Origin of the sequence: Pseudomonas baetica (assembly GCF_051216495.1) — a bacterium.
In the GTDB taxonomy this organism is placed as follows: Bacteria; Pseudomonadota; Gammaproteobacteria; order Pseudomonadales; family Pseudomonadaceae; genus Aquipseudomonas; species Aquipseudomonas baetica_B.
The window spans coordinates 1-20851 of sequence record NZ_JBPKAM010000083.1 but is presented as its reverse complement, the minus strand read 5'-3'; the positions used below and the strand labels follow the sequence as shown (position 1 = coordinate 20851).

The window sequence follows — 20851 nt, the reverse complement described above, 5'->3', positions numbered from 1 at the left end:
GACATCGTGCCACGATCAAAGGCTGTCGCCAACGCGCAGTGTTCAAAGCCTTGATTCAGCACAGGAAAGACGGTGACCGCTGCGCGGTCATTCGCGAGCAGGCTCGCTCCCACAGAAAATTCGCCATCCTGTGGGAGCGAGCCTGCTCGCGAAGAGGGCATCACAGACTCATGAATTCTTTCAGGCTGTCGCCTCCACGGTCCCAATGAAATTCGCCAACTCCGGCGTCTGCGGGTTGGCAAACAATACCTTCGGATCCCCCACCTCATGCACCAGCCCCTGATGCATGAACACCAACTTATCCCCAACCTCCCGGGCAAAACGCATTTCATGGGTGACCATGATCAGCGTCATGCCTTCCTTGGCCAGTTGTCGGACCACGCTCAGCACTTCGTTGACCAATTCAGGGTCCAGGGCCGAGGTGATTTCATCGCAGAGCAACACCTTGGGCGACATCGCCAGCGCCCGGGCAATCGCCACGCGCTGTTGCTGACCGCCGGATAGCCGGTCCGGGAAGGCATCGAATTTTTCCCCGAGCCCGACCCGCTCCAGCATCTGCCTCGCCCGTTCGGCGGCCTGGGCTTTCGGGACTTTTTGCACCACTTGCGGCGCGAGCATGACGTTCTCGCCCACGGTCAGGTGCGGAAACAGGTTGAACTGCTGAAACACCATGCCGACTTTCTGCCGCAGGCTGCGCAAGTCGGCACGGGCGGCGTCGAGGTATTCGCCGTCGACCTCGATGACACCGTCATTGATCGATTCCAGACCATTGAGCGTGCGCAACAAGGTCGACTTGCCCGAGCCGCTGCGGCCGATGATCGCCACCACCTGGCCTTCCTCGACGCTCAGGTCGATGCCTTTGAGCACATGATGGTCGCCGTAGTACTTATGCAGGGCGGAAATTCTAAGCAGAGGCATGCAGTCTCCTTTCGAGGTAGCGCGCACTGAGGGACAAGGGGTAGCAGAGCAGGAAGTAACCCAGGGCCACGAGGCCATAGACCATGAAGGGCTCGAAGGTGGCGTTGGCCAGCATGCCGCCGGTCTTGGTCAGCTCGGTGAAGCCGATGATCGAGGTGACGGCGGTGCCTTTGACTACCTGCACCGAGAAGCCCACGGTCGGCGCCACGGCAATGCGCAAGGCCTGCGGCAGGATCACATATCGCAGCTGCTCCAGCGGATTGAGTGCCAGGCTCGACGAGGCTTCCCATTGGCCGTTGGGGATCGACTCGACGCAACCGCGCCAGATCTCCGCCAGATAGGCACTGGTGAACAGCGTCAAGGCAATCGCCGCCGCCATCCACGGCGAAATCTCCACCCCGGCCAGCGCCACGCCAAAGAACACCAGGAACAGCTGCATCAACAGTGGCGTACCCTGGAACAGTTCGATGTACGTACGCGCGACGTTGCACGGCAGGGATTTTCTTGAAATGCGCATGACCAGGATCAACAAGCCGATCAGCCCGCCCCCAATAAAAGCGACCAGCGACAGCGCCAGTGTCCATTGCAGGCCCGTGAGCAGGTTGCGCACGATGTCCCAGAAGGTGAAGTCGCTCATCGGCTGCTCCTTGCGATGAAGCGCTGGCCGATCCAGTTCAGAAACTGGCGGATCAGCAGCGCCATGCACAGGTAGAGCAACGTGGTCAGGGCGTAGGTCTCGAAGGCGCGGAAGTTGCGCGATTGAATGAAGTTGGCGGCGAAGCTCAGTTCTTCGGTGGCGATCTGCGAACACACCGCCGAGCCAAGCATGACGATGATGATCTGGCTGCTCAGTGCCGGCCAGACTTTGCTCAGCGCGGGCAGCAGTACCACATGGCGAAAGGCTTCGAAGCGCGTCATTGCCAGCGCCGCGGCGGCCTCCAGTTGTCCCCGGGGAATCGCCTGGATGCCGGCGCGGATGATTTCGGTGGAGTAGGCCCCCAGGTTGATCACCATCGCCAGCACGGCCGCCTGCCATTCGGAGATCTGCACGCCCAGGGACGGCAGGCCAAAGAAGATGAAAAACAGCTGCACCAGGAACGGCGTGTTGCGGATCAACTCGACGTAAACCGCAAAAATGCCCGCGAACGGACGGATGTTCCACGCCCGCACCAGCGCCCCGAGGATGCCCAGCCCCACCCCCAGCACTGCGCCGACGGCTGTCAGCTCAAGGGTGAACAGCGCACCGCGCAATAAAAGGTCGGTGTTGTGCACCACGGGCAAGAAATCGAACTGATAGGCCATAGCGAGTCTCCTGCGCGCCGAATCAAAGGTCGGCCGGCAGCGGTTCTTTCAGCCAGGTCAGGGCATTCTTTTCCAGCGCGCCGTCGCTCTTGGCGCTGACGAGGATCTGGTTGACCTTGTCCAGCAGCGCCGGCTCGTTCTTGTTCACGCCCACGTAGACTGGCGAATCCTTGAGCTTCACTTTCAGCGCAGGCACGCGTTTTGGGCTCTTCTCGCTGATCGCGACCATCACCACGTTGCCGCTGGCGATCAGGTCGACCTGGCCAGCCAGGTAGGCGGCTATGGTCGAGTTGTTGTCTTCGAAGCGCTTGATGGTCACGCCTTCGGGGGCAACTTTGGTCAGTTCGATGTCTTCGATGGCGCCACGGGTGACACTGATGGTTTTGCCCTTGAGATCGTCCAGGCCTTTGATGTCAGAGTCTGGCGGACCGAACACCGCGAGGTAGAACGGCGCGTAGGCCCGGGAGAAATCGATGACTTTTTCCCGCTCCGGGTTCTTGCCGAGACTGGAGATCACCAGGTCGACCTTGCCGGTGGTGAGAAACGGGATGCGGTTGGTGCTGTTGACCGGCGTCAGCTCGAGTTTGACCTTGAGCTGGTCGGCCAGCAATTTTGCGGTGTCGATATCCAGGCCGCGGGGCTTCATGTCCGGGCCGACCGAGCCGAAGGGTGGGAAGTCTTGAGGCACGGCGACCTTGAGGACGCCGCGCTTGACCACATCTTCCAGGCCGTCGGCATGGGCGGGTGCCTGGCTCAGCATCAAGCTGGCAAACAAGGCGGCGAGGAGGGCGCTGCAACGCTGGGTCATGGCAAATCTCCGAATCGGCGAGGGGTGATTTCTGCGATTCGACAGAGCACGGGCCATGCCAATCCTTGGCGAAGCGCACCGCAGGCCACGGTTTTACAGGGTTCGCTCGGTCTTACTGGTCTGAACAGTCAGGTCGTATTTCGCACTTCGATAGCGCATCGGCAACGGCCACCGAACCCCCATGGGGCACGACTTGCCGGGCGCCGCGAATAGCTTTACAACTGGGCGCACATTGGCCTGGTTCGTCTGGAAAACCATGAATTCGATCTCCCGCGCCGTACCCGAATTGGCGCTGCAAGCCATCCGCAAACTGATCACCGAACAGGGTATTGGTCCGGGCGATGCCTTGCCCTCGCAACGGGACCTGGCGCTGCAATTGGGGGTCAGCCGGGCGTCGTTGCGCGAGGCGTTGTCATCGCTCAGTGCGCTGGGCGTGATCAGTATCCAGCCGGGCAAAGGCGTGTTCGTGCAGTCGCCGGTGGATCTGCCGCGAAGCGACGTGGCGCCGGGTTGGCCGTTCGCGGCACAGGCTTCGCCGCTGGATATTTTCCAGTTGCGCTATGCGCTGGAGGGGTTTGCTGCGGGGCTGGCGGCCGTGACCTTGACGACCGAAGAGCTCGATGCCCTGGAAGACAATGTCGCCACCATGCGCAGCGAACTCAAATCCGGCGACTTCGACGCCGCAGCGCGACTGGATTTCGAATTTCACCGGCGCATTCTGCTGGCCAGCGGCAATCAGGCGATGTTGAGCATCCTGACCGCCAGCGCCGACATCTTCCTGGAAAGCCAGAAACTACCGTTCATCCGGGTCGAGCGGGCCATGGAAACCTGGCAGGAGCACCGCAAAATCCTTCGCGCGCTGGCCCGTCGGGCGTCTGCCGCGGCGCAGAAGGCCATGCAGGAACACGTGCGCAATGCGGCGCTGCGCACTGGAATCGCCTTCATCGCTCCCGTCTCGGTGTGACCTGGGCTATACCAAAATTCATGGAACACCATAGCGAGACTCAATCATCTGCACCTTCCTGAACGAGGGAAGGGCCGTTATGATGGGCCACGTTTTTTTGCTTACAACCCTGGAGAATTCCATGAGCAGCGATCTTATCAAACACGTTAGCGACGCTAGCTTCGAGGCCGACGTACTCAAGGCTGAAGGCGCTGTACTGGTCGATTACTGGGCTGAGTGGTGCGGCCCTTGCAAAATGATCGCTCCTGTTCTGGACGAAATTGCCGAGACTTACAAAGGCAAGCTGACCGTTGCCAAACTGAATATCGACGAAAACCAGGAAACCCCTGCCAAGCATGGCGTGCGTGGTATCCCGACGCTGATGCTGTTCAAGAACGGCAACGTTGAAGCGACCAAGGTCGGCGCTCTGTCGAAGTCGCAACTGGCGGCTTTCCTCGACGCTAACATCTAAGCGTCGTTGTAGCGTTTCAAAAAAAGGCCCCGCAGTTTGCGGGGCTTTTTCGCTATTGAGGGCTAGACGCTCCGAAATTCAGGTGTTACATTCGGCCCCGCGCTGGTTTCTCCAGTGCCCCCTGCTAGCCGTCGCCGACGCTCTCCTTTTCGAATAAGTACGCGATCCTGTCGCCTTCTCCGCGGCGCGGCCTCATTAAGCCAAAAGCTTAATTTCCCCCCTCCATAAATGATTACGTCATTCCTATATGAATCTGACTGAACTCAAGCAAAAGCCGATTACCGAACTGCTCGAATTGGCCGAACAGATGGGCATAGAAAATATGGCCCGTTCGCGCAAGCAGGACGTGATTTTCTCCCTGCTCAAGAAGCACGCGAAAAGCGGTGAGGAAATCTCCGGTGATGGCGTGCTGGAGATTCTCCAGGACGGCTTCGGCTTCCTGCGCTCCGCTGACGCTTCCTATCTCGCCGGTCCTGATGACATCTACGTCTCCCCGAGCCAGATCCGTCGCTTCAACTTGCGCACCGGTGACACCATCGTTGGCAAGATCCGCCCTCCAAAGGAAGGCGAGCGTTATTTCGCGCTGCTCAAGGTCGACACGATCAACTTCGACCGTCCGGAAAACGCGAAAAACAAGATTCTCTTCGAGAACCTGACCCCGCTGTTCCCGAATGTGCGCATGAAGATGGAAGCCGGCAACGGTTCCACCGAAGACTTGACCGGTCGTGTCATCGACCTGTGCGCCCCGATCGGCAAAGGCCAGCGCGGTCTGATCGTTGCACCGCCGAAAGCGGGCAAGACGATCATGCTGCAGAACATCGCTGCGAACATCGCGCGTAACAACCCTGAAGTTCACCTGATCGTGCTGCTGATCGACGAACGTCCGGAAGAAGTAACTGAAATGCAGCGCACCGTGCGCGGCGAAGTGGTTGCCTCGACGTTCGACGAGCCGCCGACCCGTCACGTGCAGGTTGCCGAAATGGTGATCGAGAAGGCCAAGCGCCTGGTCGAACACAAGAAGGACGTGGTGATCCTGCTCGACTCCATCACCCGTCTGGCTCGCGCCTACAACACCGTGATCCCGAGCTCCGGCAAGGTACTGACCGGCGGTGTCGATGCCCACGCCCTGGAGAAACCGAAACGTTTCTTCGGCGCTGCGCGGAACATCGAAGAAGGCGGCTCGCTGACCATTATCGCCACCGCGCTGGTTGAAACCGGCTCGAAGATGGACGAAGTGATCTACGAGGAATTCAAAGGCACCGGCAACATGGAGCTGCCTCTGGATCGTCGTATCGCCGAGAAGCGTGTGTTCCCGGCCATCAACATCAACCGTTCGGGTACCCGTCGCGAAGAGTTGCTGACCGCCGACGACGAGCTGCAGCGCATGTGGATTCTGCGCAAGCTGCTGCACCCGATGGACGAAGTGGCTGCCATCGAGTTCCTGGTCGACAAACTGAAAACGACCAAGACCAACGATGAGTTCTTCCTGTCGATGAAGCGCAAGTAAGTCGATAGCTCAGCAAAAAGCCGGGGAAACCCGGCTTTTTGCTATCTGATTTTTGATCAACAGGCAGTTCGTGGTTCTGAAGCATCAGGTTCGGCGCTAAACTGCCTGCCCCCGAACGCCACGGCCAACACGAGGCTCACGCATGCAGTATCGCGACTTGCGCGACTTTATCAGCGGGCTGGAACAGCGCGGCGAACTCAAGCGCATCCAGGTTCCGGTGTCCCCAGTGCTCGAAATGACCGAGGTCTGCGACCGCACCTTGCGCGCCAAAGGGCCGGCCCTGCTTTTCGAAAAGCCCACCGGTTTTGACATTCCGGTACTGGGCAACCTGTTCGGCACCCCCGAGCGCGTGGCGCTGGGCATGGGCGCCGAAGCGGTCAGCGAACTGCGCGAGATCGGCAAGCTGCTGGCGTTCCTCAAGGAGCCCGAACCGCCGAAAGGTCTGAAAGACGCCTGGTCCAAGCTGCCGATCTTCCGCAAGATCATCTCGATGGCGCCCAAGGTCGTCAAAGATGCGATCTGCCAGGAAGTAGTCATTGAAGGCGACGACGTCGACCTCGGCAAGCTACCGGTGCAAACCTGCTGGCCGGGCGACGTCGCGCCGTTGATCACTTGGGGTCTGACGGTCACCAAAGGTCCAAACAAGGATCGGCAGAACCTTGGCATCTACCGTCAGCAGGTGATCGGTCGCAACAAAGTCATCATGCGCTGGCTGAGTCATCGTGGTGGTGCGCTGGATTACCGTGAGTGGTGCGAGAAGCATCCCGGCCAGCCGTTCCCGGTCTCCGTGGCGCTGGGCGCCGACCCCGCGACCATTCTTGGTGCCGTGACCCCGGTGCCGGACAGTCTCTCCGAATACGCCTTCGCCGGCCTGCTGCGTGGCAACCGCACCGAATTGGTGAAATGCCGCGGCAATGACCTGCAAGTGCCAGCCACTGCCGAAATCATCCTGGAAGGCGTGATCCATCCGGGCGAGATGGCCGATGAAGGGCCATACGGCGACCACACCGGTTACTACAACGAAGTCGACAGCTTCCCGGTGTTCACCGTCGAGCGCATTACCCATCGCATCAAGCCGATTTATCACAGCACCTACACCGGCCGTCCGCCGGATGAACCGGCGATCCTTGGCGTGGCGCTGAACGAAGTGTTCGTGCCAATCCTGCAGAAGCAGTTCCCGGAAATCACCGACTTCTATCTGCCGCCCGAAGGCTGCTCGTACCGCATGGCCGTCGTGACCATGAAGAAGTCGTATCCGGGGCATGCCAAGCGGGTAATGCTCGGTGTCTGGTCGTTTTTGCGACAGTTCATGTACACCAAGTTCGTTATCGTCACCGACGACGATATCAACGCGCGTGACTGGAACGACGTGATCTGGGCCATCACCACGCGCATGGACCCCAAGCGCGACACGGTGATGATCGAAAACACGCCGATCGACTATCTCGACTTCGCCTCGCCGGTGTCCGGCTTGGGCTCGAAGATGGGCCTCGATGCCACCCATAAATGGCCTGGCGAAACCACGCGTGAGTGGGGCCGGGTAATCGTCAAGGACGACGCCGTGACCCAGCGGATCGATGCCATCTGGAATCAGTTAGGAATAGATTGATGCGTGTAACCTTGCAGCCCTCCGGAGCAGTACTGGAAATCCAGCCCGGCGAGCGGATTCTCGATGGCGCCCGCCGCCTGGGCTATGAATGCCCGCAAAGCTGTCGTAACGGCAATTGCCATGTCTGCGCCGCGCTGCTGGTGGAGGGGCGGGTCGAACAGGCGGGACATGTGCGTGACCATGGCGAGTTCTACACTTGCATAGCAGAGCCGCTGGAAGACTGCATCGTGCTGTGGGATGGCGTGCTCGCGCTGGGAGAATTGCCGGTGCGCACCCTGTCGTGTCAGGTCACCAGTTGCACCGAGGTCGGTGGCGATACTTGGCGCGTACGACTGCGGGCGCCGGCGGGTAAGCCTCCGCGTTATCACGCTGGCCAGTACCTGATGATTCATCGGGACAACGGCGACAAGTCGTCCTTTTCCCTGGCCTCGGCACCTTCAGGCGGGCGTGATCTGGAAATCCACGTGCTGGCACGCGAGGCCAGTGCACTGAATTTGATCCAGCAATTACAACGCGACTCGATGGTGCGGATCGACATGCCATTCGGCGATGCGCACCTGGCCGAGTTGCCGGACGGTCCATTGGTGCTGATCGCCGCCGGTACCGGCATGGGCCAGATTCATGGCTTGATCGAGCATTGCCGCGCCCAAGGCTTCAAGCATCCGGTCCATCTGTACTGGGGCGTGCGGCGTCCTGAGGACTTCTATGAAGTCGAACATTGGGATGAGTGGCTGAAACTGCCCAACCTGTACCTGCACAAGGTCGTCAGCGATCAGTGCGGCTGGCAAGGTCGCTGCGGCATGTTACATGAAGCAGTGTGTGAGGACTTTCCCGACCTCAAGGCCTTGCACGTTTATGCCAGTGGCTCGCCGGCGATGGTCTACGGCACGCTGGATGCGCTGGTCGAGGCGGGAATGGATGCCCACCAGATGCGCGCCGACGTATTCGCCTACGCCCCCCGATCCTGATGCTGCCCTTCACACTGTAGGAGCGAGCTTGCTCGCGATGGACTGAGGAGCGCCGCGGGCAGCCTGACTTCCCGCGTAATCGTTAACGACCATCGCGAGCAGGCTCGCTCCTACAGGGTTTATAACTCCGTATATAGCCCATCGGTATTTATAGAAATCTATAAATGTCGGTAGGTTATATCTCGTTCAAGTAATTAATTAAGAGTTGTGCCAAGGCACTTCAATTACTTGAAAACGTATGTGTCTTATTGTTTAAGCGGTGCGTTCTATTTAGTAACTGATTACTCGCGGGGAGCTGAACGCTATTCGCCATGAGCGCCATCGAATCTTCGTTTCTGAACCTGGCTTACCCGCCGCGGCTCGATCTGGGGCCGCAACTCACCCATGAACAATTGCTCAGTTCGATGCAGTCGACCATGGCACGTCACAAGGGCGGGCCGGTGTGGCTGTTTGCGTACGGGTCATTGATATGGCGTCCCGAGTGCACCGCCGTTGAGCGGGTTCGCGGGCGGGTGCATGGCTACCATCGCGGTTTGTACCTGTGGTCCCACGAACATCGTGGCACGCCGGAAATGCCTGGGCTGGTGTTCGGTCTGGATCGCGGCGGCTCTTGCAGTGGCTTCGCCTATCGCTTGCCGGAAGAACAACTGGACGCTTCGCTGTATGCGTTGTGGAAGCGCGAGATGCCGTTCCCGTCCTATCGCCCGCATTGGCTCAACTGCCGCCTTGAAGATGGCAACCAGGTTCAGGCGTTGGGATTCGTTCTGGAGCGGCACTTGCCCAGCTATGCGGGCAATCTGCCGGATCACGTGTTGAGCCACGTGTTCGAAAACGCTTGCGGGCGCTACGGCACGACACGCGATTATGTCGAGCAGACCGCCCAGGCCCTGCGGAGCCACGCCATGCCAGACCGGAATCTGGAGGCGCGGCTCAAGCGTTGTCAATCAAAGGCTGATCAAGCGAGCGCTTCGCGACTCTGACTGGCGACTTGCTTGTGCATCAGCGTTGGCGCAAGGAAGGCCATTGCCAATAGGCAGGCACCGATCAGCAAGACGAAACCGCCGTCCCAACCGAAATGGTCCACGGTGTAGCCCATCGCTGCACTGGCCGCGACCGAACCACCCAAGTAACCGAATAGACCGGTGAAACCCGCAGCGGTACCGGCGGCTTTCTTTGGCGCCAGCTCCAGCGCCTGCAGGCCGATCAGCATGACCGGACCGTAGATCAGGAAGCCGATGGAAATCAGCGCGATCATGTCGACCGTTGGGTTGCCGGCCGGATTGAGCCAGTACACCAGCGTCGCCACGGTCACCAATGCCATGAACACCATGCCGGTCAGGCCGCGGTTGCCACGGAAGATCTTGTCCGACATCCAGCCGCACAGCAGCGTGCCCGGAATACCGGCCCACTCGTAGAAGAAGTACGCCCAGGACGTCTTGTCCACGGTGAAGCCCTTGGCTTCCTTCAGATAGGTCGGCGCCCAGTCCAGCACGCCATAGCGCAGCAGGTAGACAAAGACGTTGGCCATGGCGATGTACCAGAGCATCTTGTTGCGCAGCACGTACTTGACGAAGATTTCCTTGGCGCTGAATTCCTTCTCGTGGCTGGCGTCGTAGCCTTCCGGATAGTCATTCTTGTACTTCTCGATGGGCGGCAGGCCGACCGATTGCGGGGTGTCGCGCATGGTGATGAAGGCAAAGATCGCCACCGCCATGGCAACTGCCGCTGGCACGTAGAACGCCGCGTGCCAGTCGTTGAACAGGCCCATGCCGACCAGGAACAGCGGTCCGATCAAGCCGCCACCGACGTTGTGTGCCACGTTCCACAGGGAAACCACGCCACCGCGCTCCTTCTGCGACCACCAGTGAACCATGGTCCGCCCGCTCGGCGGCCAGCCCATGCCCTGCGCCCAGCCGTTGATGAACAGCAGGACGAACATGATGGTCACGCTGGACGTCGCCCAATGCGCAAAACCGAAAATGAACATCACCGCCGCCGAAACCATCAGGCCGAACGGCAGGAAGAAGCGCGGGTTGGAGCGATCGGACACGATGCCCATCAGAAACTTGGACAAGCCGTAGGCAATGGCAATCGCCGACAGCGCCACACCCAGTTCGCCGCGGGTGTACCCCTCTTCGATCAGGTAAGGCATGGCCAGGGAGAAGTTTTTGCGCAACAGGTAGTAACCGGCGTAACCGATGAAGATACCGGCGAAGATCTGCCAGCGCAGGCGTCGGTAGGTGCTGTCTATTTTTTCTTCAGGCATTGGAGCCTGATGTGCGGCAGGACGAAAGAAAGCAAACATTCAAGAGCTCCAGATTTCTTGTTTTGACTGCGGATACGAATGTTACAGTTTCGTTACCGAAAATAGCACCGGTTCTCATCGGCAAAACAGCGGAAATGTTGGAAAGCGAGCATTCCTTTATGAACATGTCGCTCAGACGTAAATGAAGGGCGGTGTAGGAAGCGTTACCTATTACCGTTTTGAGTCGCCTGCTTGTTCCGGAATAGGGCAGGCCTTTGGGAAATGTCCTTCGCTATTACCGGAAGCCATGAGCTTCAGCTCAAAGCCGTCGATCTTTACCCTTTGTCCTGCTGCCAGGTCTGGCGTTTCAGATGCGAAAGGGGGAGGTATGCGGTGGGTTGCGTGTGTGGTGCTGCTGTTCGTGTTGTGTGTTGAAAGTAGGGCGGAGGAAGTTTTCCTGATACCGGAACACAACCCCAAGCCGATTTACCCACCGCAGTTGCAGCGATCCGGCATCATCGGTGAAGTTCGGGTCAGCTTTATGGTCCATGCCGATGGGGCGGTCAGCAAAGTGAACATTTTGCAAAGCGATCATCCTGATCTGGCCGAGGCGACCCGGGTTGCGGTAGCGCAGTGGCGGTTCCAGCCGTGGGCGGTTGGAGGGACCAAGCCTGCGGAGCAGGAAGTGATTGCGCCGATGATCTTTGGATTTGATTGGACGTTGCCGATTCACCTCAATGAATGGCTCAAGGCGTTGAAGTGCCGCGACTTCAACGAAATCACGGTCAATACCCCGGAATACGCCTGGGCTGATACGACAGCGTTCTATTACGCCCGTGCTTATCTATCGAATGCCTTTTCAACGACAACGCTGCCTAACGAGCGGCGCTTGGAGTTGATAGCCAAAATGAACAGAAAGGTCCCGATCATTGTGAGGGAGTGCCTGAACAGCCCGGTTTCCAGGTTTGTGAGATTTTTGCCGGAGGACATTCGCAAGTTGCTCTAGCTTTAGCCGGGTCTGGACAGCGTTGAACGAGGTCCAGACCCTCGATTGGCCTCAGCGAACCTGCACCACCACCTTGCCGACCGCCTTGCGCTGGCCAAGATCATTGATCGCCTGCGCGGCATTACCCAGCGGATACACCTGCGACACCAGCGGCTTCAACTTACCTTCGGCAAACCAGCCAAACAATTGCTGGAAGTTCGCCGCGTTGTCCTGTGGCTGGCGCTGGGCGAACGAGCCCCAGAACACGCCGACCACGGCGGCGCCTTTGAGCAGGGCGAGGTTCACGGGGAGCTCGGGAATGCGGCCGCTGGCAAAACCGACCACCAGCAGGCGACCGTTCCAGGCGATGGCGCGAATGGCCTGGTCGAACAGGTCGCCGCCGACCGGGTCGTAGATCACGTCGGCGCCCTGGCCATCGGTCAGGCGCTTGATTTCGTCCTTGAGGCTGGTTTCGCTGTAGTTGATCAGTTCGTCCGCGCCTGCAGCCTTGGCCACGGCCAGTTTTTCAGCGCTGCTGGCAGCGGCGATTACCCGGGCGCCCATGGCCTTGCCGATTTCCACCGCCGCGAGGCCGACGCCACCGGAAGCACCGAGGACCAACAGGGTTTCACCCGGTTGCAGGTTGCCGCGCTGCTTGAGCGCATGCATCGAGGTGCCGTAGGTCATGCTGAAGGCAGCAGCGGTGTTGAAGTCCATGGATGGCGGGATGGGCAGCACGTTGTAGCCGGGCACTGCGACCTGTTCCGCGAAACTGCCCCAGCCGGTCAGGGCCATGACCCGGTCACCGACCTTCAGATGGCTGACCTTTTCACCCACCGCACTGACCACGCCGGCCGCTTCGCCACCGGGGGAAAATGGGAAGGGCGGCTTGAACTGGTACTTGCCCTCGATGATCAGCGTGTCCGGAAAATTCACCCCGGCGGCGCGCACGTCCAGCAGGATTTCATTCTTCTTCGCGACAGGACTGGCGACGTCTTCCAGCACCAGCGATTCGGCAGGGCCGAAAGCTTTGCACAGTACGGCTTTCATCAGGGCTATTCCTTTTGGAGTGATGGCCGATAAGTGTAGGTGTGTGAGTTAACGGGTCAACGAGCATGCCCGACCCTGATAGTCAGCCATAAGCTTGTGCTTGAACGGCGGGTCGTTATGCTAGGCCGCAAACCGGATGAGGATCGAATTTTGAAAGCGTGGATCATGTTGATGCTGGCCCTGTCCCTGCCTGTGGCAGCGGTGGCCGAAGAAGCGGCGGAAAATGCAGCGCCGAAGGTCAATTACATCACCCTGAGCCCGCCATTCGTGGGTAACTACGGGCTGGATGGCACGCCCAAGCTCAAGGTCTACAAGGCTGACGTGGCGTTGCGGGTAACCGGTGACGAGGCGACCAAAGCGGTCAAGGCCAACGAGCCGTTGATTCGTAACCAACTGGTGGCTCTGTTTGCCCAGCAGACTTCCGAGACGATGAACAACGTCGAGGCCAAGGAAAAGCTGCGTCAGGAAGCGCTCAAGCAAACCCAGCAGATCATGAATGATGAAACCGGCAAGCCGGTGGTAGAGGATCTGTTGTTCAACAACCTCATCATCCAGTAAGAATTCTGTTGTCCGGGTGGGCCTCTTCGCGAGCAGGCTCGCTCCCACAGGGGATCTTCAGTGAATGCAGATCCAGTGTGGGAGCGAGCCTGCTCGCGAAGGCATTCTGAAAGTCACCGCAGATCTTACGGTATGAGCGCAATCACCGCCGCCCACTGCTCCGCAGTCACCGGCATCACCGACAGTCGCGAACCCTTCTGCACCAATGGCATCTCCGCCAGCGCCGTCTGCTGTTTCAGGTAGTCCAGCTTCAACACTCGGGAAAACGTCTCCACATGCGCGACATCGATCGCGCTCCAGGCGTTTTTCTCAGGCGTTGCCTTTGGGTCGTAGTAATGACTTTCAGGCTCCAGCGCCGTCGGGTCCGGATACGCGGCTTCGACAATCTTGCCGATCCCGGCGATGCCCGGCTCAGGGCAGCTGGAGTGATAGAAGAAGAACTCGTCCCCCACCGCCATGGCCCGCAGAAAGTTACGCGCTTGATAGTTGCGAACCCCGTCCCAGCGAGCTTTTCCGAGCTTTTCCAGGCCCTTGATCGAGAGTTCGTCGGGCTCTGATTTCATCAGCCAATAGGCCATGGTTTGGCTCCTTGCGAGGTGTGTGGGCAGGTTGTCCGGCAATTTTATGACAAACCGACAGTCGGTTGACGCCATCATTTGCGTGGCGGTTCACGTTGTCGCAAAATGCCGGCCTTTAAAGCTTGACGCTGCTGCACGGCCTACAAACGGAAACCGCTGCTGTCATCGTATTGATATGCCTTTGGGGGGCAGTCGATGAAACGCAAACCGGATTTACTATGGATTTTGGTTATTTTGTTCGGCCTTGGCGTCGTGACTACCGGCTATGCCCAAAGCCTGTGGGCCAACAAGATCGACGCGCCGGTTGAAGTCTCGCCGTTGCAGCAACAGTCGACCGCCTTCAAGCGCTGATCCCGTCATTTCGACGCCGCTGAAATGCAGTGGCGTCTAGCCCGCGTAGTACCAGGCCCTGTCCGTCACCGTTCCTTGCAGCGGCACATCCCAGCTCGCCTGAGCCAGTCGCCCCACCTTCTGACATTCATGGGCCAGCCCCAACAGCGTTGGTTTGCGCCAGGCGTTACGGCGTGCCAGATAAGCCAGGCTTCGATCATAGAAGCCGCCGCCCATGCCTAGTCGCCCGCCGACATCGTCAAAACCTACCAACGGCAGCAGCACCAGATCCAGCGCCCAGACTTTACGTTGTCGGGCGAGGTTGTGCCTTGGCTCGAGAATACGGAAACGATTGGGCTTGAGTTTTTCGCCAGGCCGGATGCGCTGGAACACCATTTTGGTCCGCGGCCAGGCGCTGAGCACCGGCAGATAGGTGGCCTTGCCTCGGCGTTGAGCTGCGCGCAAAAGCAGACGCGGATCGATTTCACCGTCGGTGGGCAGATAAAGGGAAATGTGTTTGGCTCGGCGAAACAGCGGTTGCTGGGCCAGTTGCTTGTACAGCCCGCAAGCAGCCTGGCGCTGCTGACTGGGTGTCAGTGCGCGACGGGCCTTGCGCAGCATGCGTCGAAGTTGCGGGCGGGGAAGCAGCGCAGGTTCGTTCATGTATTCGGGCTTCAGCAGTGCGGAAGGTAAATCCTACCCGTAAAAAAGCCGATGCCGGTATAAAAACCGGCATCGGCTTGGAATCAGGCTCCCCGAATGTGCCGCTATCGACTTAGCCCTTGAACCCGAGAGTTCAAGGTGGAAGACGCAGTAGGCTTTAAGGCTTTCCGTCTAGCGGACATGCACACCAGCCCAACGTGCGACCTCCAGGGCATAGCAAATCGGCTCAGGGACGTCGTCAACTGGCAAACACCCCAGGGAGTGATGGGAGTATACCCCATGCGCAACAGCGAATCAGCCTTTGGTGACGTCCGGATCGGTGGCAAGTACCAGATCGACGCGATCGAGCAGGTCGCGCACCTGTTCACGGGTCGAGCCGCTGGCCTGGATATCCGGGCGTTGTTCCTTGTGGAGCAAGTCGTGCGTGATGTTCAGCGCGGCCATGACGGCGATGCGGTCGGCGCCGATGACTTTGCCGCTGCTGCGGATCTCGCGCATCTTGCCGTCCAGGTAACGGGCGGCGCTCACCAGGTTGCTGCGCTCTTCCTGTGGGCAAATGATCGAATACTCTTTATCGAGGATCTGCACGGTGACGCTATTGCTTGAACTCATGAGTCTTGCTCCAGGGCCTTGAGGCGCGAAATCATCGATTCGACCTTACGCCGGGCGATTTCGTTTTTTTCAATGAGGTGAGCGCGTTCCTCGCGCCAGGTCTTTTCCTGAGCTAGTAAGAGTCCGTTTTGGCTCTTAAGTTGCTCGACTCGGGTAATCAGCAGTTCGAGTCTGGCCATCAGCGCTTGCAGGTCGGTGTCTTCCATTGTGTCCACTGTTCGTCTGATGGGTGGTAGCGGGCAGACCATTGTAGGAGCGAGCACGCTCGCGATGAACCCGAGAACGCCGCGGGGTGTCAGGGCCCCAGCGTTATCGTTGACGACCATCGCGAGCGTGCTCGCTCCTACAGGGGTAGTCGATGTAGGATACAAGGCCTTCATTCTAGACATAGCGCCGTCTGGCGCCTAGCTACCCATGCCCATTCAGAATTCTCCGTACCAAGCCTTCGCCACCCTGCTGACTTCCAGTGGTCACCCTGTCTCGCCCGCCGAACTGCACGGCCTGTTGCTCGGCCGCAGCTGCGCCGGTGCCGGTTTCGATGCCGAGGGCTGGCTGATCGACGCCGCCGAACTGCTGGAAAGCGAGCCGCAGGACAACGTTCGCGCAGCCCTGATCGGTCTGCAAGAGATGGTCAAGGGCGAGCTCACCGGCGACGACGTGACCGTCGTCCTGTTGCTGCCGACCGACGATGCCCCGCTGGCCGAACGCGCCGAGGCACTGGGTCAGTGGTGCCAGGGCTTCCTCAGCGGTTTCGGCCTGAACTGCCGTGACAGCAGCATGTTGAGTGCCGAGGCCACCGAAGTGTTGCAGGACCTGGCCGCCATTTCCCAGGTGCAAGACGCGCTGGAAGAGTCCGAGGACGGCGAAACCGACTATATGGAAGTGATGGAGTATCTGCGCGTCGCACCGTTGCTGCTGTTCTCCGAGACCAAAAAAGACGTGCCGGCCGCCGCCAAACCGTCGTTGCACTAATCGTTTGCCAGGGAACGCCATCTGCCCATGATCCACATCCCGAAATCGGAATACAGCCGACGCCGCAAGGCCCTGATGGCGCAGATGGAACCCAACAGCATCGCCATCCTGCCCGCGGCGGCGGTGGCGATTCGCAACCGTGATGTTGAACACGTTTACCGCCAGGACAGTGACTTTCAGTACCTCAGCGGGTTCCCCGAGCCCCAGGCTGTGCTGGTCCTGATACCGGGGCGCGCGCACGGCGAATACATCCTGTTCTGTCGCGAACGCAACGCCGAGCGTGAGTTGTGGGATGGCCTGCGCGCCGGACAGGAAGGTGCGATCCGTGATTTTGGCGCCGACGATGCCTTCCCGATCACAGACATCGACGACATCCTGCCGGGCTTGATCGAAGGCCGTGACCGGGTGTATTCGGCCATGGGCAGCAACCCGGAGTTCGACCGGCATTTGATGGAGTGGATCAACGTGATCCGTTCCAAGGCCAATCTCGGCGCCCAGCCTCCGAACGAATACGTTGCCCTGGATCATCTGCTGCATGACATGCGCCTGTATAAATCGGCGGCAGAGGTGAAAGTGATGCGCGAGGCTGCACGAATCTCTGCCCAGGCCCACGTGCGTGCGATGCAGGCCAGCCGCGCCGGTTTGTACGAGTACAGCCTGGAAGCCGAGCTGGATTACGAATTCCGCAAGGGCGGAGCGAAGATGGCGGCCTACGGATCGATTGTCGCCGCCGGACGCAACAGCTGCATCCTGCATTACCAGCAGAATGACGCCGTGCTCAAGGACGGTGACCTGGTGTTGATCGACGCCGGTTGCGAGATCGACTGCTACGCCAGCGACATCACCCGCACCTGGCCGGTCAATGGCAAATATTCTGCGGAGCAGAAGGCGATCTACGAACTGGTGCTGGCAGCCCAGGAAGCCGCGTTTGCCGAGATCGCCCCGAACAAGCACTGGAATCAGGCCCACGAGGCGACGGTCCGGGTGATCACCACCGGCCTGGTCGAGCTGGGTTTGCTGCAGGGCGACGTCGATGAACTGATCGCCAGCGAAGCCTACAAAGCGTTTTACATGCACCGTGCCGGGCATTGGCTGGGCATGGATGTGCATGACGTCGGCGAGTACAGGGTCGGCGGCGAATGGCGTGTGCTGGAAGTCGGCATGGCGCTGACCGTGGAACCGGGGATTTACATTGCTCCGGACAACCAGAAGGTGGCCAAGAAGTGGCGCGGTATTGGCGTGCGCATCGAGGACGATGTCGTGGTCACCAAAAACGGCTGTGAAATCCTGACCCAAGGCGTACCCAAAACGGTGGCCGAGATCGAGGCCTTGATGGCGCAAGCACGGACACAAGCGGCATGAATCGAGTCAATCTGGCAATTATCGGGGGAGGGCTGGTGGGTGCCAGCCTGGCGATGGCATTGCAGGCAGGGGCCAAGGCCCGTGGCTGGAAAATTGTGCTGATCGAGCCGTTTGCTCCCGGTGACACCTACCAACCCAGCTACGATGCGCGCTCCACGGCATTGTCCTTTGGCGCCCGACAGATCTATCAGCGCTTGGGCGTCTGGCAGGCAATCTCGCGCCGCGCCGAACCGATCAAGCAGATTCACGTCTCCGACCGTGGACGCTTTTCCACGGCGCGGCTGTCGGCGATGGAAGAAGGTGTTCCGGCGCTGGGCTACGTGGTGGAAAACGCCTGGCTTGGCCAATGCTTGTGGCAAGGTCTGGACCAGGACGTGATCAGTTGGCGTTGCCCGGCGGAAGTCACGCGCATGGAGCCGCTCACCGACGGCTACCGCCTGATGCTCAATGATGAAACCACGCTCGATTGCGACCTCGCGGTGCTGGCCGATGGCGGCCGCTCCGGTTTGCGTGAGCAATTGGGCATCGGCATCAGGAAACGCCCGTATAACCAGAGTGCCTTGATCGCCAACATCACCCCGAGCGAAGCCCACAACGGCATGGCGTTCGAGCGTTTCACCGACGATGGCCCGATGGCGTTGCTGCCGCTGCCGGACAATCGCTGCGCCCTCGTCTGGACCCGTCTGGGCATGGATGCGCAACGCTTGGCTGCCCTCGATGAACGCAGTTTCCTCAACGAATTGCAGGGCGTATTCGGCTATCGCCTCGGCACATTGAAGCAGGTCGGCGCCCGGCATCTGTATCCGCTGTCATTGGTGGAGGCCGAAGAACAGGTGCGTCCGCATCTGGCGATTCTCGGCAACGCCGCCCACAGCCTGCATCCGATTGCTGGCCAAGGGTTCAATCTGTCCCTGCGTGATGCCCAGGCGCTGGCCGACGCACTGCTTGCCAGCGAACAGGCACTGGGTGACTTCGCGACGCTGCTGGCCTATCGCGAGGGCCAGCGTCTGGACCAGAACCTCACCGTCGGCTTCTCCGATCAGGTCACGCGCCTGTTTGGCAGCACGCAACCCCTGGTTTCGCTGGGGCGCAATCTGGGTCTGCTAGGCCTCGATCTGCTACCACCGGCCAAGCGCTGGTTCGCCCGTCAGGCCATGGGCCTGGGTACGCGTCCCGATGTTTAAGTGGCTGACCAACACGTTCGGCAAGGCACGGCTGATGCGCTGGTTCTTGAACCTCTACCCGCCGTACTTCGGCGCCGGGGTCCGGGTGCAGCGCATCAGCGATGACTTCCGCGATGTTCAGGTAACCATGGGCCTGGGCTGGTACAACCGCAATTACGTCGGTACGCAGTTCGGCGGCAGTCTGTATTCGATGGTCGATCCGTTCTTCATGCTGATGCTGATGGAAAATCTCGGGCGTAACTACATCGTCTGGGACCGGGCCGCCGACATCGATTTCATTGCTCCGGGCAAAGGACCGGTGTACGCCCGCTTCAATATCGATGACACCCTGCTCGATGAAATCCGCCAGCAGACCGCCGGTGGCGAAAAATACCTGCCGCAATTGCAGGTCGATATCCACGACGCCGCCGGCCATCTGGTGGCGCGCGTCGGAAAAACCCTTTATGTGCGGCTCAAGCCGCAAGCGAGACAGGCTTAAAGCATGGAAATGCGCGCAGATCTGCTGATTGTCGGGGCCGGAATGGTCGGCAGCGCCCTGGCGCTGGCGTTGCAGGACAGTGGGCTGGAAGTCCTGCTGCTGGACGGCAGCCCGATGAGCGTCAAACCCTTTAATGCCCAGGCGCCGTTCGAGCCGCGGGTCAGTGCCTTGTCGATTGCCAGTCAGCGCGTTCTTGAACGCCTGGGCGTCTGGGACGGCATCGCCAGCCGGCGCAGCAGCCCGTACAGCGACATGCAGGTCTGGGATGGCAGCGGCACCGGGCAAATCCACTTTTCGGCGGCCAGCGTGCATGCCGATGTGTTGGGCCATATCGTCGAGAACCGAGTGGTTCAGGATGCCTTGCTCGACCGGTTGCACGACTGCGATCTCGGCTTGTTGGCCAATGCGCGGCTGGAGCAGATGCGTCGCTCCGGCGACGACTGGTTGCTGACTCTTTCCGATGGCCGCACCTTGCGCGCACCATTGGTAATCGCGGCGGATGGCGCCAACTCGGCGGTTCGGCGCCTGACCGGCGTCGCGACGCGGGAGTGGGATTATCTGCACCACGCCATCGTCACCAGCGTGCATTGTTCGAAACCTCACCAAATGACCGCCTGGCAGCGCTTTACCGATACCGGGCCGTTGGCGTTCCTGCCGCTGGAGCGCGATGGCCGGCAGGATTGGTGTTCGATCGTCTGGTCGACCACGCCGAGCGAAGCCGAACGCCTGATGGCGCTGGATGACGACGACTTCTGTCGTGAGCTGGAACGGGCCTTCGAAGGTCGACTCGGTGACGTACTCAGTGCCGACCCGCGCCTGTGCGTCCCCTTGCGTCAACGTCATGCCAAGCGCTACGTGGCCGAAGGCCTGGCGCTGATCGGCGATGCGGCGCATACCATTCACCCGTTGGCCGGACAGGGTGTGAATCTCGGTTTCCTCGATGCGGCGGTGCTGGCCGAAGTGCTGCTACAGGCTGCCAGCCGAGGGGAGCGTCTGGCGGATGTGAAGGTGCTCAGCCGATACGAACGCCGACGCATGCCCCACAACCTGGCGCTGATGGCGGCGATGGAAGGCTTCGAGCGCTTGTTCCAGGCTGATCCATTATCGGTACGCTGGTTGCGCAATGTCGGGTTGAAGATGGTCGACCGGATGCCTGAGGCCAAGGCGTTGTTTGTGCGTGAGGCGCTGGGGTTGACCGGGGATTTGCCGGCGCTGGCCAGGGCTTGAGGTTCTCGCTGAGGCTAATGGCCTCTTCGCGAGCAGGCTCGCTCCCACAGTTGAAATGCATTCCATTGTGGGAGCGAGCC

Annotated in this window: 24 protein-coding genes and 1 other RNA gene; 14 read left to right on the top strand and 11 right to left on the bottom strand. The window is 60.0% G+C overall.

Going from position 1 to position 20851, the window contains the following annotated elements; translation table 11 throughout:
* Positions 1–180: 180 nt before the first annotated feature.
* The 4 genes from ACSFE6_RS23905 to ACSFE6_RS23890 are packed head-to-tail and all read right to left on the bottom strand — an operon-like array spanning position 181 to position 3028.
* Positions 181–918 carry an amino acid ABC transporter ATP-binding protein gene (locus tag ACSFE6_RS23905; RefSeq protein WP_435429891.1) on the bottom strand — a complete coding sequence of 246 codons (738 nt, stop codon included), beginning with the start codon at positions 916–918 and terminating at the stop codon, positions 181–183.
* The gene (locus ACSFE6_RS23900; RefSeq protein ID WP_435429890.1) at positions 905–1555 is read right to left on the bottom strand and encodes an amino acid ABC transporter permease; all 651 of its coding nucleotides are present in this window, start codon (positions 1553–1555) and stop codon (positions 905–907) included. Before ACSFE6_RS23900 ends, ACSFE6_RS23905 begins: the two co-directional genes overlap by 14 nt.
* Complete coding sequence (locus ACSFE6_RS23895; RefSeq protein ID WP_435429889.1) at positions 1552–2220, bottom strand: amino acid ABC transporter permease; 669 nt, start codon at positions 2218–2220, stop codon at positions 1552–1554. Before ACSFE6_RS23895 ends, ACSFE6_RS23900 begins: the two co-directional genes overlap by 4 nt.
* Before the next feature lie 22 nt (positions 2221–2242).
* The gene (locus tag ACSFE6_RS23890; protein WP_435429888.1) at positions 2243–3028 is read right to left on the bottom strand and encodes a transporter substrate-binding domain-containing protein; all 786 of its coding nucleotides are present in this window, start codon (positions 3026–3028) and stop codon (positions 2243–2245) included.
* Positions 3029–3284: 256 nt separating this feature from the next.
* On the opposite strand from ACSFE6_RS23890, the gene ACSFE6_RS23885 reads away from it, so the two are divergent.
* From ACSFE6_RS23885 to ACSFE6_RS23860, 6 genes are all read left to right on the top strand, one after another.
* The gene (locus ACSFE6_RS23885; RefSeq protein ID WP_435429887.1) at positions 3285–3992 is read left to right on the top strand and encodes a FadR/GntR family transcriptional regulator; all 708 of its coding nucleotides are present in this window, start codon (positions 3285–3287) and stop codon (positions 3990–3992) included.
* Between the two features lie 121 nt (positions 3993–4113).
* Complete coding sequence (gene trxA, locus ACSFE6_RS23880) at positions 4114–4443, top strand: thioredoxin TrxA (RefSeq protein ID WP_003206727.1); 330 nt, start codon at positions 4114–4116, stop codon at positions 4441–4443.
* Positions 4444–4690: 247 nt separating this feature from the next.
* Positions 4691–5950, top strand: coding sequence for a transcription termination factor Rho (gene rho, locus ACSFE6_RS23875; RefSeq protein WP_433737752.1), 1260 nt, complete (start codon positions 4691–4693; stop codon positions 5948–5950).
* 142 nt (positions 5951–6092) lie between these two features.
* The gene (gene ubiD / locus ACSFE6_RS23870) at positions 6093–7559 is read left to right on the top strand and encodes a 4-hydroxy-3-polyprenylbenzoate decarboxylase (protein WP_435429886.1); all 1467 of its coding nucleotides are present in this window, start codon (positions 6093–6095) and stop codon (positions 7557–7559) included.
* Positions 7559–8527: a CDP-6-deoxy-delta-3,4-glucoseen reductase gene (locus ACSFE6_RS23865; protein WP_435429885.1), complete on the top strand. Its 969-nt coding sequence runs from the start codon at positions 7559–7561 to the stop codon at positions 8525–8527. Before ubiD ends, ACSFE6_RS23865 begins: the two co-directional genes overlap by 1 nt.
* Before the next feature lie 311 nt (positions 8528–8838).
* On the top strand, positions 8839–9507 hold the full coding sequence (locus tag ACSFE6_RS23860; protein ID WP_435429884.1) for a gamma-glutamylcyclotransferase: 669 nt from the start codon (positions 8839–8841) through the stop codon (positions 9505–9507).
* Here ACSFE6_RS23860 and glpT read toward each other — a convergent pair.
* Positions 9483–10832, bottom strand: coding sequence for a glycerol-3-phosphate transporter (gene glpT / locus ACSFE6_RS23855; RefSeq protein ID WP_435429883.1), 1350 nt, complete (start codon positions 10830–10832; stop codon positions 9483–9485). The genes ACSFE6_RS23860 and glpT overlap by 25 nt on opposite strands.
* 328 nt (positions 10833–11160) lie before the next feature.
* Here glpT and ACSFE6_RS23850 point away from each other — a divergent pair, with 328 nt between their 5' ends.
* On the top strand, positions 11161–11778 hold the full coding sequence (locus ACSFE6_RS23850) for an energy transducer TonB (RefSeq protein WP_435429899.1): 618 nt from the start codon (positions 11161–11163) through the stop codon (positions 11776–11778).
* A gap of 51 nt (positions 11779–11829) precedes the next feature.
* Here ACSFE6_RS23850 and ACSFE6_RS23845 read toward each other — a convergent pair whose 3' ends face one another.
* Positions 11830–12807, bottom strand: a complete 978-nt coding sequence (locus tag ACSFE6_RS23845; protein ID WP_435429882.1) for an NADPH:quinone oxidoreductase family protein — start codon at positions 12805–12807, stop codon at positions 11830–11832.
* A 150-nt stretch (positions 12808–12957) separates the two neighbouring features.
* Here ACSFE6_RS23845 and ACSFE6_RS23840 point away from each other — a divergent pair, with 150 nt between their 5' ends.
* Positions 12958–13365, top strand: coding sequence for a flagellar basal body-associated protein FliL (locus ACSFE6_RS23840; RefSeq protein ID WP_435429881.1), 408 nt, complete (start codon positions 12958–12960; stop codon positions 13363–13365).
* A 125-nt stretch (positions 13366–13490) separates the two neighbouring features.
* Here the strand turns inward: ACSFE6_RS23840 and ACSFE6_RS23835 are convergent, their stop codons facing one another.
* Positions 13491–13943 carry an EVE domain-containing protein gene (locus ACSFE6_RS23835; protein WP_435429880.1) on the bottom strand — a complete coding sequence of 151 codons (453 nt, stop codon included), beginning with the start codon at positions 13941–13943 and terminating at the stop codon, positions 13491–13493.
* Positions 13944–14138: 195 nt separating this feature from the next.
* Here ACSFE6_RS23835 and ACSFE6_RS23830 point away from each other — a divergent pair, with 195 nt between their 5' ends.
* Positions 14139–14294 carry a hypothetical protein gene (locus ACSFE6_RS23830; protein ID WP_435429879.1) on the top strand — a complete coding sequence of 52 codons (156 nt, stop codon included), beginning with the start codon at positions 14139–14141 and terminating at the stop codon, positions 14292–14294.
* Positions 14295–14330: 36 nt separating this feature from the next.
* Here ACSFE6_RS23830 and ACSFE6_RS23825 read toward each other — a convergent pair whose 3' ends face one another.
* The 4 genes from ACSFE6_RS23825 to ACSFE6_RS23810 form a co-directional block, all read right to left on the bottom strand.
* Positions 14331–14936 (bottom strand): 5-formyltetrahydrofolate cyclo-ligase, encoded by a 606-nt coding sequence (locus ACSFE6_RS23825; protein ID WP_435429878.1) that lies wholly within the window; start codon positions 14934–14936, stop codon positions 14331–14333.
* An 85-nt stretch (positions 14937–15021) separates the two neighbouring features.
* Positions 15022–15200, bottom strand: a non-coding RNA gene (gene ssrS / locus ACSFE6_RS23820) — 6S RNA.
* Between the two features lie 30 nt (positions 15201–15230).
* Entirely contained in the window at positions 15231–15548 is a 318-nt protein-coding gene (locus ACSFE6_RS23815; RefSeq protein ID WP_433737742.1) for a cell division protein ZapA, read from the bottom strand.
* A complete protein-coding gene (locus ACSFE6_RS23810; RefSeq protein WP_007982902.1) occupies positions 15545–15754 on the bottom strand; it encodes a TIGR02449 family protein in 210 nt (69 codons plus the stop codon). The genes ACSFE6_RS23815 and ACSFE6_RS23810 overlap by 4 nt, the downstream gene beginning before the upstream one ends.
* Positions 15755–15962: 208 nt before the next feature.
* Here ACSFE6_RS23810 and ACSFE6_RS23805 point away from each other — a divergent pair, with 208 nt between their 5' ends.
* The 5 genes from ACSFE6_RS23805 to ACSFE6_RS23785 are packed head-to-tail and all read left to right on the top strand — an operon-like array spanning position 15963 to position 20771.
* Entirely contained in the window at positions 15963–16520 is a 558-nt protein-coding gene (locus ACSFE6_RS23805) for a YecA family protein (RefSeq protein WP_435429877.1), read from the top strand.
* A gap of 27 nt (positions 16521–16547) precedes the next feature.
* Positions 16548–17882 carry a Xaa-Pro aminopeptidase gene (pepP, locus tag ACSFE6_RS23800; protein ID WP_435429876.1) on the top strand — a complete coding sequence of 445 codons (1335 nt, stop codon included), beginning with the start codon at positions 16548–16550 and terminating at the stop codon, positions 17880–17882.
* Positions 17879–19066, top strand: coding sequence for a 2-octaprenyl-6-methoxyphenyl hydroxylase (ubiH, locus tag ACSFE6_RS23795; RefSeq protein WP_435429875.1), 1188 nt, complete (start codon positions 17879–17881; stop codon positions 19064–19066). The genes pepP and ubiH overlap by 4 nt, the downstream gene beginning before the upstream one ends.
* Positions 19059–19544 (top strand): DUF4442 domain-containing protein, encoded by a 486-nt coding sequence (locus ACSFE6_RS23790; RefSeq protein ID WP_435429874.1) that lies wholly within the window; start codon positions 19059–19061, stop codon positions 19542–19544. The genes ubiH and ACSFE6_RS23790 overlap by 8 nt, the downstream gene beginning before the upstream one ends.
* 9 nt (positions 19545–19553) lie before the next feature.
* Positions 19554–20771 (top strand): 2-octaprenyl-3-methyl-6-methoxy-1,4-benzoquinol hydroxylase, encoded by a 1218-nt coding sequence (locus ACSFE6_RS23785; protein WP_435429898.1) that lies wholly within the window; start codon positions 19554–19556, stop codon positions 20769–20771.
* The last annotated feature ends 80 nt before the right edge of the window (positions 20772–20851 follow it).